Source organism: Pseudomonas sp. TE3911 (assembly GCF_054062775.1).
In genome coordinates this window covers 1,080,739-1,097,608 of the sequence record NZ_JBSSFP010000001.1, presented here as the reverse complement: position 1 = coordinate 1,097,608, position 16,870 = coordinate 1,080,739, and the positions used below count along the sequence as shown (strand labels likewise).

The 16,870-nt window shown below is 60.4% G+C and carries 17 protein-coding genes; 7 read left to right on the top strand and 10 right to left on the bottom strand.

All coding sequences use genetic code 11. From position 1 onward, the window contains the following. Window positions 1–490: 490 nt before the first annotated feature. Window positions 491–1,219 carry a hypothetical protein gene (locus ACVWXD_RS05035; protein ID WP_099603109.1) on the bottom strand — a complete coding sequence of 243 codons (729 nt, stop codon included), beginning with the start codon at window positions 1,217–1,219 and terminating at the stop codon, window positions 491–493. Between the two features lie 74 nt (window positions 1,220–1,293). Beyond that, a complete protein-coding gene (locus ACVWXD_RS05030; RefSeq protein ID WP_032885868.1) occupies window positions 1,294–2,151 on the bottom strand; it encodes a LysR family transcriptional regulator in 858 nt (285 codons plus the stop codon). 112 nt (window positions 2,152–2,263) lie between these two features. Between ACVWXD_RS05030 and ACVWXD_RS05025 the strand changes: the two genes are divergently transcribed. Continuing rightward, complete coding sequence (locus tag ACVWXD_RS05025) at window positions 2,264–2,872, top strand: LysE family translocator (protein ID WP_181644230.1); 609 nt, start codon at window positions 2,264–2,266, stop codon at window positions 2,870–2,872. Window positions 2,873–2,963: 91 nt separating this feature from the next. Further along, a complete protein-coding gene (locus ACVWXD_RS05020) occupies window positions 2,964–3,329 on the top strand; it encodes a cupin domain-containing protein (RefSeq protein WP_032885870.1) in 366 nt (121 codons plus the stop codon). Here ACVWXD_RS05020 and ACVWXD_RS05015 read toward each other — a convergent pair. Together ACVWXD_RS05015 and ACVWXD_RS05010 are read right to left on the bottom strand one after the other, a co-directional pair. Continuing rightward, window positions 3,317–3,625, bottom strand: a complete 309-nt coding sequence (locus tag ACVWXD_RS05015) for a hypothetical protein (RefSeq protein ID WP_181644231.1) — start codon at window positions 3,623–3,625, stop codon at window positions 3,317–3,319. The genes ACVWXD_RS05020 and ACVWXD_RS05015 overlap by 13 nt on opposite strands. Window positions 3,626–3,631: 6 nt before the next feature. Beyond that, window positions 3,632–3,991, bottom strand: coding sequence for a hypothetical protein (locus tag ACVWXD_RS05010; protein WP_143499393.1), 360 nt, complete (start codon window positions 3,989–3,991; stop codon window positions 3,632–3,634). 110 nt (window positions 3,992–4,101) lie between these two features. Between ACVWXD_RS05010 and ACVWXD_RS05005 the strand changes: the two genes are divergently transcribed. From ACVWXD_RS05005 to ACVWXD_RS04995, 3 genes are all read left to right on the top strand, one after another. Next, on the top strand, window positions 4,102–4,455 hold the full coding sequence (locus ACVWXD_RS05005) for a hypothetical protein (RefSeq protein WP_181644232.1): 354 nt from the start codon (window positions 4,102–4,104) through the stop codon (window positions 4,453–4,455). A 61-nt stretch (window positions 4,456–4,516) separates the two neighbouring features. Then, window positions 4,517–5,761, top strand: coding sequence for a hypothetical protein (locus ACVWXD_RS05000; RefSeq protein ID WP_095185537.1), 1,245 nt, complete (start codon window positions 4,517–4,519; stop codon window positions 5,759–5,761). A gap of 89 nt (window positions 5,762–5,850) precedes the next feature. Continuing rightward, complete coding sequence (locus ACVWXD_RS04995) at window positions 5,851–6,477, top strand: glutathione S-transferase family protein (RefSeq protein WP_032885879.1); 627 nt, start codon at window positions 5,851–5,853, stop codon at window positions 6,475–6,477. A 27-nt stretch (window positions 6,478–6,504) separates the two neighbouring features. Here ACVWXD_RS04995 and ACVWXD_RS04990 read toward each other — a convergent pair whose 3' ends face one another. Beyond that, entirely contained in the window at window positions 6,505–8,241 is a 1,737-nt protein-coding gene (locus ACVWXD_RS04990; RefSeq protein WP_442116397.1) for an OPT/YSL family transporter, read from the bottom strand. A 979-nt stretch (window positions 8,242–9,220) separates the two neighbouring features. After that, the gene (locus ACVWXD_RS04985; protein WP_032885881.1) at window positions 9,221–9,679 is read right to left on the bottom strand and encodes an REP-associated tyrosine transposase; all 459 of its coding nucleotides are present in this window, start codon (window positions 9,677–9,679) and stop codon (window positions 9,221–9,223) included. 214 nt (window positions 9,680–9,893) lie between these two features. On the opposite strand from ACVWXD_RS04985, the gene ACVWXD_RS04980 reads away from it, so the two are divergent. Then, window positions 9,894–11,015, top strand: coding sequence for a lactonase family protein (locus tag ACVWXD_RS04980; protein ID WP_095185534.1), 1,122 nt, complete (start codon window positions 9,894–9,896; stop codon window positions 11,013–11,015). A gap of 3 nt (window positions 11,016–11,018) precedes the next feature. Here ACVWXD_RS04980 and ACVWXD_RS04975 read toward each other — a convergent pair whose 3' ends face one another. The 4 genes from ACVWXD_RS04975 to ACVWXD_RS04960 form a co-directional block, all read right to left on the bottom strand. Next, on the bottom strand, window positions 11,019–13,076 hold the full coding sequence (locus ACVWXD_RS04975) for a methyl-accepting chemotaxis protein (protein ID WP_457370737.1): 2,058 nt from the start codon (window positions 13,074–13,076) through the stop codon (window positions 11,019–11,021). Between the two features lie 335 nt (window positions 13,077–13,411). Next, window positions 13,412–13,702, bottom strand: coding sequence for a DUF3144 domain-containing protein (locus ACVWXD_RS04970; protein ID WP_032885886.1), 291 nt, complete (start codon window positions 13,700–13,702; stop codon window positions 13,412–13,414). Window positions 13,703–13,741: 39 nt separating this feature from the next. Beyond that, on the bottom strand, window positions 13,742–14,434 hold the full coding sequence (locus ACVWXD_RS04965) for a tRNA (adenine(22)-N(1))-methyltransferase (protein ID WP_032885887.1): 693 nt from the start codon (window positions 14,432–14,434) through the stop codon (window positions 13,742–13,744). Window positions 14,435–14,447: 13 nt separating this feature from the next. Further along, window positions 14,448–15,158 carry a FadR/GntR family transcriptional regulator gene (locus ACVWXD_RS04960; RefSeq protein WP_032885889.1) on the bottom strand — a complete coding sequence of 237 codons (711 nt, stop codon included), beginning with the start codon at window positions 15,156–15,158 and terminating at the stop codon, window positions 14,448–14,450. Window positions 15,159–15,497: 339 nt separating this feature from the next. Between ACVWXD_RS04960 and ACVWXD_RS04955 the strand changes: the two genes are divergently transcribed. Beyond that, window positions 15,498–16,859 (top strand): MFS transporter, encoded by a 1,362-nt coding sequence (locus tag ACVWXD_RS04955; protein WP_099603100.1) that lies wholly within the window; start codon window positions 15,498–15,500, stop codon window positions 16,857–16,859. Window positions 16,860–16,870 lie beyond the last annotated feature (11 nt).

The following is a 16,870-nucleotide window of genomic DNA, read 5'->3' as shown; positions in this document are numbered from 1 at the left end:
GAGCGGGCTTGCCCCGCGCTGGGCTGCGAAGCAGCCCCAATAAGGCCACCCCAATTTCTCAGAAAAACCGCAGTGCCTGGTTTTAGGGCTGCTTCGCAGCCCAGCGCGGGGCAAGCCCGCTCACCACAGAAAGCATACTCAACACAAAAAAACCCAAGCGACTCACGGTAAGCAGACTTTCCTGTGGTGAACAGGCTTCTGTGATGAGAGGGCTTCTTGTGGTGAGCGGGCTTGCCCCGCGCTGGGCTGCGAAGCGGCCCCAATAAGGCCACCCCAATTTCTCAGAAAAACCGCAGTGCCTGGTTTTAGGGCTGCTTCGCAGCCCAGCGCGGGGCAAGCCCGCTCACCACAGAGAGCCTACTCAACACACGAAGTTCGCTCACCACAGAGAGCCTACTCAACACACAAAGTTCGATCACCACAGAAAGCCCGTTTACCATGAGAGATCAGCGCACCAAAAAAGCACCTCACCAAAAAAACCCCAAGCGACTCACGCCTGCGCACTGAACCGCTGCGCCGCACGCCGCTCATACATCGCCGCTTCCGTCTGCTGAGTCGCCCGCTCACCCTTATAGGCCAACTGCGTCAAAAACTTCGCATCCCTGAACTCTGCAGGGACCATGCTATGCGTGTCTTTGAACAGCGGCGCCAAATCAAGGGAGCTGGCGAAGTTTTCCTGGGTCAGGCTGTAGTAACCCATGATGCTGCCGGACCAGGGCGAGCTGGCGTCTGTCATGTCGATGGCAGCATCTCGGTAGGCGACGGCTGCGGTTTTGAGACCCAGGGATTTGTTGAGCAGATCCGTGAGCCGCTGGGTGTCCGAGCTGTTGAGCTGGCCGGCGGTATTGAGCACTTTCAGACTGCCGTCAGCGTCGACGGTGAAGCCGTATTTTTTGCTGGCAAGGTCGGGGGCTGTAGTCGACAGAGTTGACTGGAAGGCCTGGAAAGAGGCTTTCAACGTGTTGTGCGCACCTTTGAAGATTTCGGCGAACCGAGGGTACTCCGGCGATTCAGAGCGACCCACCCAGACGTCGACGACCTCCAGTGGTTTCGACGTGGTGCTGGTGTCTTCACTGGGATGGTAGATGGCGGCTGGCGCGGCGTTTGCCAGGGCTTCCTTGGCGACATCCGTCAGCGGCTGGGGCGTAAGCGTCTGGTTGGAAGGCGCAAGGGTGACATTGGCCGGCGAGGGATAGGCGGAACTGACGGAGAGAGCCATTTAATCGGTCCATGATTGGCGGGTTCCTCAAGGTTATCGACGGTGCTGGAGCAACCTTTAGCTCAGTGACCCGCCTAGCCTCTCAGCGCACTGATGATGAACGCGTGAAGACTATTGACGGCGTTGGCCCCGCGAGAAGCTCGGCTGCGCAAGATCGAAACTTCCATCGGCGCAATGTTCCCCACCCCCTGCTCACTGCCCAAGACCTGCAGCGATGCCGGCACGCTGCACTGAGTGATCGCGGCAATTGCCAGTCCACCTTCGACGGCGGCCACTTGGCCAGCGAGGCTTGAGCTGTTGTAGACCACTTTGAATTGGCGGCCCTGGCGGGTCAGTGAGTCGACCGCATAACGCCGAGCCAGGCTTTCACTTTCGTAAACAGCGATGGGCACCGGCTCTCGACGCCACAGTTCGAACTGCGGTGAGCCCACCCACACCATGGGTTCCTTGAACAGAAACGTGCCGCTTTGCGGCGAGTCCCTGGACACCAGTGCAAGGTCAAGATCGCCGCTTCGCACACGCGGGATCAAGGTGGTCGACTGTTCACAGGTCAGCTCTATGTCCACGCCTGCGTAGCGCGGTGCAAAGCGCTTGAGCAGCGGCGTGAGGTACTTTGCCGCGTAGTCCTCGGCGACGCCCAGGCGGATGCGACCGGTCAATGCTTCCCCATGAAAAGCCGCCTGGGTTTCAGCATGCAGGGCGAGCAGGCGGCGGGCATAGCCCAGCAGCGTCTGGCCATCAGCGGTCAGTTGCAGGTGGCGCGGACCACGGTTCAACAGTTGCCGTCCAAGCGCGGCTTCAAGCTTTTTCATCTGCATGCTGACGGCGGACTGGGATCGGTTCACCTCGTGCGCAGCACCCGACAGTGAACCAGCATCCACCACAGCCACGAAGCACTTGAGCCAATCAATCTGCAGATCGCTGGCGAGCATGGGGCTACCTCTATGCGTTAATCGAATGACTGCGATGTGAATTATGCGCTTTTCAGGATAACCGCCCAGCCCTAATGATGATTCGCCTGAATCACCACTGCGGGATTTGAACATGCCATTCGAGACCTGGTTGCTCTATGTGTTTACCTGCTGCGGTATCGCAGTCGTGCCGGGGCCCAATGCGTTATTGGTGCTGACCCATGGTGCCATTCACGGGCGCCGCAAAACGCTGTTCACCATCACCGGCGGAGTGCTCGGTTTTGCGGTGGTGCTTTCGTTTTGCGCGCTGGGCCTGGGCGCACTGATTCAGGCGTCGTCCGCGTGGTTCAACGCGCTGAAGGTGGCCGGGGGGCTGTACCTGATCTGGCTGGGCTTCGGACTGTGGCGGGCTGCGCCGATGACGCTTGAGACTGCCGATACGGCTGGCTTCAGCGGTTGGTCACTGTTGCGCCAAGGCCTGGTATCGGCCCTTTCAAATCCCAAGGCGTTGCTGCTGTTTACCGCGTTTATCCCACCGTTCCTGGATCCGCACAGGAGCCTGATCGCCCAGACGGCTGCCATCGCACTGACCTACGCCGGGGTGGAGTTTGTGGTTGAGTATCTGGTCGCCAGCGCGGCGCACCGGATCAGGCCTTGGTTGGCGAGGACCGGGCGCCGGTTCAATAAAGTCTGTGGTGGTTTTTTTGTGCTGTTTGGCTTGGCGCTCCCCATTCGTGCCTGACAGCTTCATGGTTGCCCTTGCAGGATCGTACAAGCCCACTGACCCGCAACGTGAGTAGCCTTGGATCTCCCACCCCACCCGAGGATCCACCATGGCCCAGCACCCGGTAAATCTCACCCAAAAAGCCTCGCTCATCGATCAACTGTGGAGCCCGCGAGTGGTCGCGCAAATGAACGACTACCAGTTCAAGGTCGTGCGGATCGAAGGCGAATTCATCTGGCACTCGCATCCGGAAACCGATGAGGCCTTTCTGGTGCTTGAAGGCACTTTGCGTATCGACCTCCCGGACGGCCCGGTGTATGTGGCTCCGGGCGAGCTGTACGTGGTGCCGCGTGGCGTCGAACACAGGACGGCGGCCGACGGCGAAGCCAAGCTGATGATGATCGAACCACGCGGCATCCTGAACACCGGGCATGAAGGGGGTGAGCGCACTGCCGAGAATGATCAGTGGATCTGAAACGTCGCGGCCCCCAGCAACCCCAGCAGCTCATTCACCAACTCAACCGCCTCCTGCTGATAGCCTTCACGCCAGCGCGCCGACCAATCATTCGGTCGGCCGTCTTCTTCCCACTCAGATAACGCCAGGCCGTTGACGATTTCCAGCTCAAACCACTGGCGTTGCCAAGCGTCAGCGTCGGTGACCAGGGTGATGTCCTGCCACAGAAACTCGGTATGGGCGACAAAACGACTCCAGCGGAACAGGTCCTCGGTGGCCTGCTCTGCGAGTAGGATCAGTTGGGCTTTTTGGTCCATTGCGGGTTATTTGTCCTTGATCTCTTCCAGCCGTCCGCCGCAGGCGATGAACTTGTCGGTATAGCCTTCACGACAGGTGTTGCTCTGCACTGACGCCACGCCGCTCGGCTTCAAACCGGAGCACGGATCGGGGTTCGAGGCGCTCGACGAAAATTGATGAGTGCACGTTTGGTAGCTGTTTCTTTGCGCCTCATCCAACACGCGCTGGCCCTCGGCGCTGTCTTTTGCGCGCTGTTCGCAGGCGTTGACGTTGGCATCCAGTTCGGCCACGCACTGCTGGCCCTGTGGGGTTTCAGGGTGGATGTAGCGGTACTGCGTGCAAGCGCCGAGGAGGAGAAAGGCAAGTGCGGCAAAAGCTTTGGTCACGGATTCCATATCCTTCAGGCGTGAATGTCGCGAGGTTGGACGTGGAAAAGGGCCCTAGGTTCTGCCATTGTCGCGCCGTTGTTTGTTTTTCCTGCACCCCCGGAGCCCTTATGCCACCGACCAAACGCGACAGCGCCCGCATTGAGCGCCGACTCGTCGCCACCCTGACCGACGCCTGCGAAACCGCCAAAGCCGAAATCCCCGGCTTCGAATGGTTGACCCACACTGTCGATTACACAGCCTTTCCCCAAAGCCTGCAGGTGATCTGGGTGTTCGATACGCACGCCAACAAGGACCACGCCCTTGCGACCGGTGTCGACCAGCGCATGCGTGAATTGACCGCTGCGGCGCTGGATGACGCCGAGGTAGCGCCCGTACAGGTTGACCGCTGTGTGCGTTTTGACTCTGAAGAGGAATGCCAGCGCCAGCACGGTGGCGATTGGCGTGTGCGCCTGCAACGCTAGTGGCTGCCTCGTAATCTCTGGATAATGCCCTCCTCCCGCCCCGATACGGAAATCCCGCTCAATGAAGTCGCCCGCCCTGCTTCTCGCTTCTGCCCTCTTGCTGCCCGCCATCGCCCACGCCGACGACGCCGCATTGACCGAGACGCTCAAGGCCTTCACGCGCTGCGACGCGACCTTCTTCAGCAGCCTGAACACGCACCGCGCCGCGTGGCAGGCCTATGCGCCGCTCAAGCAGGACAAGGACTTCACCTGGATCGCCGTTAAAAACCGTGCCGACCGCCAAGCCAATCAGGTGCCCGTCAGCGCGCCGCCCATCGCAGGCCTGAAGCTGTTGTCGTACGCCGACGAGGCCGCCGACCTCGATCAGTTGGGACGCTACTATTACTGGGGTTTTGTCGTGCAAGGCGGTGTGGACGAGGTGGCCCAGCACCTGGCACCACTGCTGGACGTGCCCGCGCGGCTGCAAAAAATCGACGGGTCTTATATTCGCAGTGAACTCAAGGTCGGCGACCGCTGGCAGGCGATCAAACCGCAACCGGGTAAGGCACCGGGCACACGCAACGTTGAGCGCGTGCTGATTGTCGAACCCGATGGCGAGCAAACACGCGTCAGTTGCTCGGTTCAGGGCGGCGTCGATGCTGCGCTGCTGGCCTGGCTGCGGCCGGACATTGCGCCGGTTGACTACCCGCGTACCGTGGTAGAAACCAGCATCAACGATGTCGACGTACCTGCCAGCGTGCTCCAACGCCTTGATTCACCGCTGTTGCAGCCGAAATTCAAGAGGTTGAGCTACTCCTACCTGTCCAAGAAAGGCGACGGCAGCCAGGACAGCCCGACTTCGGTCACCTTCACCGCCGACGGCGGCTTGCTGAAGAAGAATGAGGTGTACGGCAACGCCTTCAACGTCGATCGACTGGTGCTCGCCGACTTGATCCAGTTGAAGTCGAAGATGAACGGCGTCGGCGATGGGCGAGTGCTGCAAACCCTCGCAGTCGAGTTGAAAGTGCCGAGCAGTTGGGCCCCTGGCCAGATCTTGCGCGCAGACATGCAGATGCTGAACGTCCCCGCCAAGCCCACCGACACCCCCACCGACACCTCATTGATCTGCAAGGTGGGTGAGCGCTTCCCGGCGCGCCAGGTGTTTGCCTCCTTGACCGGCGACGCCATCAAGCTTGAGTGCGACCAGGGCGACTACAAGACCTCGCGTGCGTTTATCGAGGACTTGGGCGTGGCCCTGACGCTGGAGTCGACGTCGAGCCAGTTCCACTACGTGAATCAATACACCGCGCTGGATGTCGTGCGCTGATCAGCCCAACGCCAGGACGCTGGGATCTGGGGCACTCTGCGCCAGCCCAGCGGTCTGTTGATGCACACCCCCTGCCCCGTGGAGTTCCCATGATCATTGTTCACCACCTCAACAACTCACGCTCGCAGCGCATCCTGTGGCTGCTGGAAGAGCTTGGCCTGCCCTACGAAATCAAGCGTTACCAGCGCGACCCAAAGACCAACCTCGCACCGCCTGAACTCAAGGCAATCAACGCCCTGGGCAAGTCCCCGGTGATTGAAGACGGTGCCAATGTGGTGATCGAATCCGGCGCCATCGTCGACTACCTGATCCGCCGCCATGGCGACGGCCGCCTGCAACCCGATCCCGCCTCGGCCGACTACGATAAATACGTGCAATGGCTGCATTTCGCCGAAGGTTCGGCCATGTTGCCGCTGATGCTTAACCTCTACGTGGGACGCCTGGGGGATGCCGGTGCACCGTTGCATCCACGCATCGAATCCGAGGTCGCCAACTATTTGGGCTATCTGAACGATGCACTGGGGCACGCGCCGTATCTGCTGGGTGATGAGCTGAGCGGTGCAGACATCCAGATGAGTTTCATCGGCGAAATCGCCAAGGCCCAGGGCAAGTTGCAGGCGTACCCGCACTTGTCAGCGTGGGTGCAGCGGTTCCAGGCGCGGCCGGCGTATCGCCAGGCGCTGGAACAGGGCGGCGAGTATGCATTTGCCAACTAAGTAAACCCGGGCACGGTGGGTGTGCGACTAGCCCACCATCTGCCACAACGATGCGCCCACCCCGGTAATGCTCTCCCCGGCAATCAACCCCGCCGCTGCGGTAATCGCAAAGCGCTCAGTGATACTTGGCCAACGGCAACTCACCAACCAGGTGAGCACCGCGCCCATCGCCATCATCAACGACACCGAAGCCGGCAGGACAAAAGCCAACCCCAACGCGGCGGCACTCGGCAAGTAGCGGGAACGATGGGCCGGCAACAGGCTGTCGAGCACGCCCAACAACACGCCTGCACCGCCGCCAATGGCAATCGCCCAGCGGATGCTCGTCGACAATGAATCCAGCCCGTGGGTCAGGGTTTGCGCCACGGCTTTCCACGTCGCCACCGCGGGCGCCGGCCACTCTTCGGTAAGCAGCATGGACTGCGGATCCGGAATCAGCGCCAGGTACGCAAACACGCCAACGATGCTGCCGATGAAAATCCCCAGGATCTGCGCGATCACTTGTTTGTGCGGCGTAGCACCAATCGCTTTGCCCACCTTGAAATCGTTCATCAAGTCCGTACATTGCCCCGCCGAGCCGCCAGCGGTGTTGGCGCTCATCAGGTTGATCGGCACCTGGCCGGGAGCAACGATGCCAAAGCTCAGTTGGGACAATTGCCCGATGGCGCCAATCGGCGGAATACCGGTGGCACCCACCACGCGGGCGGCCACGGCCGCCAGGCAGATCGCCAGGGGAATGGTCAGCAATGCCATCCACAGATTGATGCCGAACAACAGCGCTTGCAGACTGACTACCAAGCCTATCGACAGGATAAAACCAGCGGCCGGTCCGGGCTTGGGCACGCTCCACATCTTGCCGCCGTCAGCTTTCGTGGAGGAGCGCAACGCCCACAAACGAATCGTCAGCGAGGCCAAGGTGGAACACACCATCAGGCTCACACCGGGCCACAGCAACCATTCCACCAATGCAGCGAATTGCGGGCCGCTGCTGTCTGCCGGCAACGTCACCAGGTTTTGTGCCAGCAGCCACGGGCCCAGGCCACCCCACGCAATCAAAGCGCCGAGCAGCAGAGTCAGGCCGACGCGAATACCGATAATGCCGCCGAACCCCAGCAGCAACAGCGAAGGATCGGCGGTAAAGGTCAGACGCTCCCAAGAGGCTGTCGGCGACCAGCGCGGAAAGGCCCACATGAAGGTGTCCACCCACTTCACCAATCCGGACAGCAACGCGGCGCTGAGCAGCACCTTCAAACGTGTCGCGGCTTCGCGTCCGTGGTTGTAGATGTGCAGCAGGGTTTCCAGGGTGGCCATGCCTTCGGGGAACTTCAGCGCCTTGTCATTGAGCAACGAGGGGCGCAGGTACCAGGCGATCCAAATGCCCAGGAAACTCACCGAGAACACCCAGGCGATCATCGGCAACGCGTCTAACTGGTTGCCGGTCAACAAGGTGTAGGCCGGAATCGGCGCCACCAAACCGCCAGAGATGATCGAAGCGGCGGCCGAGGCGACGGTCTGGTTGATATTGCTCTCATGCAAGGTCCACGGCAGTTGCTCGGTGGAACGCTTAGCCAAGCCTTGCCAGATCGCATAACCCACCAGCAGGGCGATGATCGACATGTTGAACGACCAGCCGATCTTCAAGCCGGCGTACACATTGGATGGTGTGAGCAAAATACCGAGCACGGTGCCGGTGACGACGGCACGCAGGCTGAGTTCGCGTTCGACGGGGGCGTACTGGGGAATGGCTGGCGAGGCTGACAGCATGCGGATTCCTTTCGGCAATGAAACAGGGCGACCTAACAAGTGAGCCCTGTGGGCCCTGAAGGTTCCTGAATCGGCAAGAAGGAACAGCAGCACAAAGCACGTCCGCTCTTGTGATGTGCGGGCTTTTTTTGGTCAGCCTGCGTGTAGGTGGCACATAAGCTTTTTGTGGTCAGCCTGCTGTAGGTGGCAACTAAGCTTTTTGTAGTGAGCGGGCTTGCCCCGCGCTGGGCTGCGAAGCGGCCCCATCAAGAGCACCGCGTTTCGTCAGGTAGATCGCGCTGGCAGGTTTTGGGGCTGCTTCGCAGCCCAGCGCGGGGCAAGCCCGCTCACCACAAAAGCCACTGCTCACCGTAAGAGGCCTGCTCACCAGAGAAGCCTGCCAAACACAGGAGTTCGCCTGTTCTCAGGTGGCAAGTGAGCTTTTTGTGATCAGCCTGCTTGTGGGTGGCAAGAAAGCTTTTTGTGGTGAGCGGGCTTGCCCCGCGCTGGGCTGCGAAGCGGCCCCATCAAGAACACCGCGTTTCGTCAGGTAGATCGCGCTGGCAGGTTTTGGGGCTGCTTCGCAGCCCAGCGCGGGGCAAGCCCGCTCACCACAAAAGCCACTGCTCACCATAAGAAGCCTGCTCACCAGAGAAGTCTGCCAAACACAGGAGTTCGCCTGTTCTTAGGTGGCAAGTGAGCTTTTTGTGATCAGCCTGCTTGTGGGTGGCAAGAAAGCTTTTTGTGGTGAGCGGGCTTGCCCCGCGCTGGGCTGCGAAGCGGCCCCATCAAGAACACCGCGTTTCGTCAGGTAGATCACGCTGGCAGGTTTTGGGGCTGCTTCGCAGCCCAGCGCGGGGCAAGCCCGCTCACCACAAAAGCCACTGCTCACCATAAGAAGCCTGCTCACTACAGAAACCTGCTCACCAGAGAAGCCTGCCCACCACAAAAACCTGCTCACCAGGGAAGTCTGCCAAACACAGGAATTCTCCCCTTTTATTCATAGCCACGCCGCATCCCACAACGAATAATCCCCCACGCGCTCCACCAGGCCAGCTCGTAAAGGGTTGGCAATGATGTAACGCGCCATCTTGCGAAGATCATCGTCCGCACGCACTGCCCTATCGTGATAGCCGGGTTGCCAAACACGCTCTTTACTTTGACGACGCTGGTTAATGACCAGCGTACTGCGCGACTTAATACGTCGCACCACGTCTGCCAACGCCTTTTGCTTCAACTCAAACAACCAGTGAATGTGGTCAGGCATGACGACCCAGGCCAGTGAATCGACCAGTCCCAGTTCATGAGCCTGCCGGAATTCGGCAACCAGCAGGCGACCCAGGTAAAGGTCAGTGAATAAGCGCTGGCGCTGATGAACCACGGCGGTGATGAGGTAGCTGCGACCGTGTTCCGAGTAACGGCCGTGACGCAGACGGTGTGATTGAGGTGTGGGGCGCATCCGCTGCTCTACGTGAAATGCCTGAAGAGCCTTAACGCTAGCGCGCCGCAGGGGACGAGCAACTGTCGCTTGTTGACCACATGTAACCCTGTGGGTCAGGCATACCGGTGCGTCGCAAGAGACACAACCAAGTGAGCCCAAAAACCAACTATTGCGGAGAAAGAAATACAGTCATACGATGACTGATCACAAACATAACAATAAAGGCTCACTCGTGAATAAACCCCTCCTCATGGCCGCCGCCATTGCCTGCGGACTCAGCGCACACGCCAACGCTGCGACCTTCGCGTACATTTCCAGCCCCGGCGATGGCCTGATTTCCCAGTATCGGCTGGACGAGAGCAACGGCGCGTTGAGCCTGGTTGACCAGGTAACAGCCGGTGATCAGGTCAACCCCATGGCCCTGAGCCCCGACGGTAAAACCTTGTATGCCGCGCTGCGGGTCAAGCCGTTTCAGGTGCAGAGCTTCAGCATTGATCCAGCCAGCGGGCGGTTGACGCCACGCTCCAAGGCCCCGCTGGCAGAAAGCATGGCCTACCTGGCCACCGACCGCGCCGGACGTTATCTGCTCGCGGCCTCTTACGGGGCCGACACCCTCAGTGTGCAGCCCGTCGATAAGCCCGAGCCGATCCTCACCTACAAGACCGGCCCCCACGCGCACTCCCTGCGCACCGACCCCAGCAATCGCTTTGCCTACGCCGGCAACTTGGGCAACGACCACGTGCTGCAATATCGCTTCGAGGCAAACACCGGCGCACTCACGCCGATCGGCACCGGCTACGTGAGCGTGCCGGCCAACACCGGGCCTCGGCACTTGGCGTTTTCAGCCAACGGTAAATACCTGTATGTGGTCGGCGAAATGAGCGGCACCGTCACTGCATTTTCCATTGACGACAGCACCGGCGCGCTGACGCAGATCGGCGTAGCCAACGGCATTCCCGCGCGTTTGAAACTGGCCCACGGCGAAGTGCGGGACGCGCGCAACAATGATTTGAAGGACGACCCGACGCCACGCATCTGGGCCGCCGACCTGCGCCTGTCGCCGGATGGCACCCTACTGCTGATGAGCGAGCGCACCAGCAGCTCGGTGTCGGCGTTTGCGGTGGATGCGGCTACGGGTGGCCTGACGTTTCTCGACAACTACCCGGTCGAAGAGAAACAACCGCGCAATATCGCCTTCTCTCCCAATGGCCAATGGTTGCTGGTGACCGGCGAGAAAAGCGACAAGGTCGGTACCTACGCGGTCAGCGGCGCAGGTGCGTTGAAGCGCGTGGGTGAGGCGGCTTCAGGCAAAGGTGCGCTGTGGATTGAAGTCCTGCGCACCGCAGCCAAATAGCACTCAGCTCAAACGAAACCGCGCGGTGTTGTCACTCAACGCCTGGCTGCCCTTGCTCAAGGTGTCCGCCGCCCGGTTGACCGCTCGCGCGCCATCCAGCAAACGTCCTGCCGCCTGATCGACTTGCTGGATGTTGCCGCTCACTTCGTCCGCCGTCGCCGCTTGCTCTTCCACCGCTGTGGCGATCTGCGCCAGGGTGTCGGTGACGTTCTGCACCGCGCCGGCAATCTCGCCCAAGCGCGTGCCCAGGCCGGTGACGGACTCGGCGTCGGTCAATGCTTGCTCGCACGCAGCGCCCATCAGCGTAACGGCCTGGCTCACGGTCGCGCGCAGGCTGTCGACGGTGCCGGCGATCTGCGCCGTGGAGGCCTGGGTGCGTTGGGACAGACTGCGCACTTCATCGGCCACCACCGCAAAGCCCCTGCCCTGCTCGCCGGCGCGAGCTGCTTCGATGGCCGCGTTGAGTGCGAGCAGGTTGGTCTGCTCGGCGATGCCGCGAATCGTGTCGACCACCGACTGAATCTGCTGCCCCTGCTGACTGACTTGCTGCAAAGCATCAGCCGTATCGGTAAGGCGTTGGTTGAGTTGCTGGATGCTGGCCGTGGTGCGTTGGCTGTCGCGGCTGCTGTCTTCGGCGATGCGTCGTGTTTGCTGGGCACTGCCCGACGCTTGTTCACAGCTTCTGGCGACGCCCATGGACGTCGCGGCCAACTGCGTAGCGGCGGCGGCGATCTGGCTGATTTGATGCTGCTGGTCTTCGACTTCGCTGAGGGTGCTGCCCGATTGCGAATTGAGGGTGAGGACCGCCGAGCCGAGTTGCTGGGTTTCGTGGTTGACCCCCAGCAGGCTGGTGCGCAGTTGCACCACCGCCACGTTCAGCGCGGTGCTGATCAGTGCCAGCTCGTCCCGCCCTTCCACCGCCACTTCGACGCACAGGTTACCGTCGCGCAAGGATTCGGCCAGGGTGGTGATGCCTCTTGCGCTGCGCTGTATGGAGGCTTGCAGGCACATGAACAGGTACAGCGCGGCCAGGGCCAGCACGCCGAAGGTCATCGCCAGAGGAATGAAGCGTTTGTTCGCGTCGCGGTGGTAGTAGCTCAAGCGCTCGTCCAGGGAGGTCAGCGACTGCACGCGCAGTGCGCTGAGCGAACCGAGCATGGCGTCGACACTGCGCTCGAAACCGGCGATATCGAGCTTGATGGTGCCGCCGAAGACGCCGTCGTCCAGAACTTTAAGCTCGTTATCCAACAGTTGCAGGCTGTTGTCGTACTGCGCAGTCCAGGGCTCCATGCCGTCGAATTGCTTGGCCTTGAGCGCAGCCGCCGCCTTGGCCAACTGGTCGCGCGCGTCGCCAATGCGGCTGCGCAGGTCGCGCATCTGCAAACGGCTTTGCAAGGTGAACTGCCCCGAAGCAATGGACGACTGCCCGACGCCCGCCATACGACCGATACGCTCGATCAAGTCTGGCGTCTGCTGTGTGCCCATCTGCATGAGCATGTAGGTTTCCAGCCAGGGGTCGAGGATCAGCCCGGCGTCCAGGGTGATCTGTTCGCGCAGGGTTTGCATCGCGCTCAGCGCCGAGGTGAAACGGTCGTAGCCATCCGGCCACCAACCCACGGTGCGCAGCGAAGCGGAGTCCATGCCTTTGACGGTGGCCTGCAACGCCTCGTAGCGCGCGAGGATGTCGGCGCTGGCGTTCTGCGCTTTGAGCTCATCGCCCAAGGCTTGCAGGCTTTGCTGGATCAGCGGGAAATTCGTATCGACCTTGTCCATCGCCGCCTTCGCCGCCGGCGTCGGCGCGTGCAGGATGTCCGCCGCTTTCCAACGCGCAGCCAGGTTGCGCTGAGCCGTCAATTGACCGTCCAGTGCATCCAGGGCCAACAGTTGGCGCACGCCGGACTGCTCGGTGGAAATCACGCCTAATTTATCGCGATAGTCCTGGCCGATCATCCAGAGGCTCCCAGCCAGGGGCAGCATGAACAGGAAAAACAACACTTGGAATTTGCGCGCAAACCCCATACGTCCGAGCAGGCGGATACCGGGTGATAACAAGCTGTGCATGTCCGACTACTCCCTCAAACAACCCACGTGGTGCACGGTGGGCCAAGCCGTGAAATGACTAACGGCAAAGTGCCATGTCATTGATTAGCTTGGCTCTAGCAAGATACGGGCCGCCGAACAACAGCCCTGAAACAGGGCGGGCGGCACGCTTTTGGAGCCGATGGAGTGCTCGAAAATGGGGCAAAAGCACTCAGTGTTGGCAAGACTGCTGTAACCGCCGGAGACGACTGGCCCAGGTGCAGTCCAGAACACCTTTATTCACAGGCATCCTATCGGCAGCAAACCAGCCAAACTTGAAGGGCGCCGCGCTTTATGTGAGAGGCAGTGAGCAATGACTATTTGGCCTGCATGTAGCGACTGAAGTTCTTGATGTGATCGTCCAGGTTGTCCTCAAGCATCAACCGATACTGATCACAAAAATACTTGAGCATCGCCTCGCGCTCCTCGGCCATGTGCTCACCGGACTTGAAGTTGCGTGCGCACGCCCAGGCGTTGAACCGCGTCGTGCCGAACATCATTGAAGCGCTGACTTGGCCGAGGTCTTCGAAGGTTTTCAGCTGTTCGTTCGACAGTTCGATGTGCGCGTCGGCGCGATCGTAGAAGGCGTGGTCGGTAGCGTCTGCCATTGCGGGGTTCCTGATTTATCACGGTTGAATGGGTGTGTATCAAGCCAGCAGTGTGAGCATCCACCGGATCTGCTGGCTAATCTCTTGGAGCTTCGCCTCGGGCACCGCCTGCGCACGCTCAAAGGCAGCCAAGGTCTTCTGCCTCAGGCGTAACGCGCGCTGCCACTTGGCCAAAAACACCGGGCTACGGGCCTGCATCAGTAACGGGCCGAAAAATAGTTGTTCGGCGGTATACACCACAGGGTCTGCGCGCTCAGCGACGATGATTTCGTAGTAAAAGCGGTTTTCATGCAACAGCTCTTCGCTGACGATGCGATAGCCATTGCGCATTAACCAAAGGCGCAGTGGTTGCTCACCGCCATTGGGTTGCAGGATCAGCCGCTCAGCGCCGCTCAGGTGGGCTTTGCCGGCCTCAAGGATGTCGCGGATCGTCTCGCCGCCCATGCCGCAGAGGCTGATGGCCGTGATGCCGTCACGCGCTTCGATGGCCGCCAAGCCATCGGCCAGGCGCACAGTAATCTGCTGCTCCAGGCCATTGTCACGCACGGTCCGTTCGGCCGCCTGGAACGGTGTGGTCGCGACCTCTCCCGCCAGCGCCGCGTCGATCACGCCACGGCGCACTAACGCCACCGGCAGATAGGCATGGTCCGAGCCGATATCGGCCAGGCGCGCGCCATTCGGCACATGCGCTGCCACGCGCTCCAGGCGCATGGACAAGGTGTGTTCGTTCAACCTGTGTTCCTTATCATTCCCCGGAAAATCGATCCCGGCTGTTAGTCAGATGCAACACCATGGCGGCGCGTGCGGCGTCCGGATCCTGGCGTTTGATCGCATTGAAAATCGCCTCATGCTCCAGGTTCGCCAATTGCCCGAGTTTGGCAAAGTCCGCCCCTCCACGTTCGTCCACCTTCACCTGAGTTCGCGGAATCATCGCGTTACCCAGGTGCAACATGATTTCGGTGAAGAAGGTATTGCCGGTGGCTTCGGCGATCTGCTGGTGGAAGCGTTTGTCCTCTTCCACGCAGCTGTCGTTGTTGGCGAGAGAGGCCTGGTAGTCGTCCAGTGCTTCGCGCATGTGGGCCAGTTGAGCATCGGTGCGACGCAGTGCAGCCAGCGCCACCGCTTGCACCTCCAGGCCCAGGCGCAGTTCCAACATGTTGCGCACGCTGGCGACCGTGTCCACATGCAAGCGCAAGCCTTGTTGGGCGCTCTGCTCCAGCACAAAGGTGCCGATGCCGTGACGCGTCTCTACCAGCCCCGAAGCCTGCAACTTGGAGAGCGCCTCGCGCACCACCGTCCGACTGACGCCATGCTCCAGCACGATGGTGGATTCCGACGGCAGCTTTTCGCCGGGTTTCAACTGGCCGAGCAGGATGCGCTGGGTCAGGGCGTCGACCACGCCCTGGGCCAGGTTGGTGGAGCGTTTACGCACGGGGGTTGGGGTTTCATTGGGCATTACTGCAAGTCCACGGGGTTGGGCTGGAGCGAGCTTAACACCCAGACAAAGGACGCCGCCGAGGTTGATTGAAAAACCATCCAACTTGTATGACAACCAATCTGATGGCGGACCCGCTCGACGGTTACCGTCACCTTCAATAAGGTGTCATTTAAACGCCTAAAACCCGGACAAAACCTCAATAAACATTGGCTAATAACAAAAAAATCATTCCAGCAACGACCTTATAAACACAAAAACATTAATCACTGGATTGCGAATTCCAGAAATCAACTTGTATGATGTCTATCAACAAAACACGCAAACCCGCATAAAAATAATCAGGGGGAGTTTTGAATTGTGAACAATTCAAGCCATGCATCTGCCGCTCCACACAGTGATCCGGTCCTCGCGCGCGCCGTGCGCAAAGTGAAGAGCCATGTGCTCCCACTGTTCGTGATCATGTTCATCCTCAACTACATCGACCGGGTCAATATCGGCTTTGTGCGCACGCACATGGAGCACGACTTGGGCATCGGCGCAGCGGCCTATGGGTTCGGTGCCGGGCTGTTCTTCATCGGTTATGCCCTGTTCGAAGTGCCCTCCAACATGCTGCTGCAAAAGGTCGGCGCGCGTATCTGGCTGACCCGCATCATGTTCACCTGGGGCATCGTCGCGACGATGATGGCCTTCATCCAAAACGAAACCCACTTCTACATCCTGCGCTTTCTGCTGGGCGTGGCCGAAGCCGGCTTCTTCCCAGGAGTGATCTACTACTTCACACGCTGGTTGCCGGGCGCAGAGCGCGGTAAAGCCATTGCGATTTTCCTCAGCGGCTCGGCGGTGGCCTCGTTGATCTCTGGCCCGCTGTCGGGTGTGCTATTGCAGATCGAAGGCTTTGGCTTCCACGGTTGGCAATGGATGTTCGCCATCGAAGGCCTGGCCTCGGTGGTGATCGGTTTCTTCGTGTGGTTCTGGCTGGACTCCAAGCCCCACGACGCCAAATGGATGACTCGCGAAGAACAGGACGCACTGGTCGGCGCCATCGACGAGGAACAACGCCAGCGTGAGGCGCTGACCAGCGTCAAACCGACCCTTGGCAAGCTGCTCAAGGACCGCCAGATCCTGCTGTTCTGCGCCCTGTACTTCTGCATCCAACTGACCATTTACGCGGCGACATTCTGGCTGCCGAGCATCATCAAAAAGATGGGCGACTTGAGTGATGTGCAGGTGGGCTTCTTCAACTCGATTCCGTGGCTGATCTCGATCATCGCCATGTATGCCTTCGCATCGCTGTCGGGCAAGTTCAAGTTCCAACAGGCCTGGGTCGCGGCGGCGCTGTTGATTGCAGCGGCCGGCATGTTCATGTCCACCACCGGCGGGCCAGTGTTTGCCTTTGTGGCGATCTGCTTTGCGGCCATCGGGTTCAAGTCGGCGTCTTCGCTGTTCTGGCCGATCCCCCAGGGTTATCTGGATGTACGCATTGCCGCTGCCGTGATCGCGCTAATCAACTCCATCGGCAACCTGGGCGGCTTCGTTGCGCCGACTACTTTCGGCTTTCTGGAGCAGACCACCGGCTCGATCCAAGGCGGCCTCTACGGCCTGGCCGGTACCTCAGTGCTGGCGGCGATCCTGGTGTTTTTCGCCAAGACCGCGCCCTCTGCCCCATTGACGTCGCCAGACGTAGCGCCAACCGGCGCGGCCCTCAGCAAACCTCTTTGAGCCTCTTTAGG

Excerpts from the sequence above, each read along its gene's own strand:
- ACVWXD_RS05035 (WP_099603109.1), bottom strand. The coding sequence starts at position 1,219 with ATGGCTCTCTCCGTCAGTTCCGCCTATCCCTCGCCGGCCAATGTCACC.
- ACVWXD_RS05030 (WP_032885868.1), bottom strand. The coding sequence starts at position 2,151 with ATGCTCGCCAGCGATCTGCAGATTGATTGGCTCAAGTGCTTCGTGGCT.
- ACVWXD_RS05025 (WP_181644230.1), top strand. The coding sequence starts at position 2,264 with ATGCCATTCGAGACCTGGTTGCTCTATGTGTTTACCTGCTGCGGTATC.
- ACVWXD_RS05020 (WP_032885870.1), top strand. The coding sequence starts at position 2,964 with ATGGCCCAGCACCCGGTAAATCTCACCCAAAAAGCCTCGCTCATCGAT.
- ACVWXD_RS05015 (WP_181644231.1), bottom strand. The coding sequence starts at position 3,625 with ATGGACCAAAAAGCCCAACTGATCCTACTCGCAGAGCAGGCCACCGAG.
- ACVWXD_RS05005 (WP_181644232.1), top strand. The coding sequence starts at position 4,102 with ATGCCACCGACCAAACGCGACAGCGCCCGCATTGAGCGCCGACTCGTC.
- ACVWXD_RS05000 (WP_095185537.1), top strand. The coding sequence starts at position 4,517 with ATGAAGTCGCCCGCCCTGCTTCTCGCTTCTGCCCTCTTGCTGCCCGCC.
- ACVWXD_RS04995 (WP_032885879.1), top strand. The coding sequence starts at position 5,851 with ATGATCATTGTTCACCACCTCAACAACTCACGCTCGCAGCGCATCCTG.
- ACVWXD_RS04990 (WP_442116397.1), bottom strand. The coding sequence starts at position 8,241 with ATGCTGTCAGCCTCGCCAGCCATTCCCCAGTACGCCCCCGTCGAACGC.
- ACVWXD_RS04985 (WP_032885881.1), bottom strand. The coding sequence starts at position 9,679 with ATGCGCCCCACACCTCAATCACACCGTCTGCGTCACGGCCGTTACTCG.
- ACVWXD_RS04975 (WP_457370737.1), bottom strand. The coding sequence starts at position 13,076 with ATGCACAGCTTGTTATCACCCGGTATCCGCCTGCTCGGACGTATGGGG.
- ACVWXD_RS04970 (WP_032885886.1), bottom strand. The coding sequence starts at position 13,702 with ATGGCAGACGCTACCGACCACGCCTTCTACGATCGCGCCGACGCGCAC.
- ACVWXD_RS04960 (WP_032885889.1), bottom strand. The coding sequence starts at position 15,158 with ATGCCCAATGAAACCCCAACCCCCGTGCGTAAACGCTCCACCAACCTG.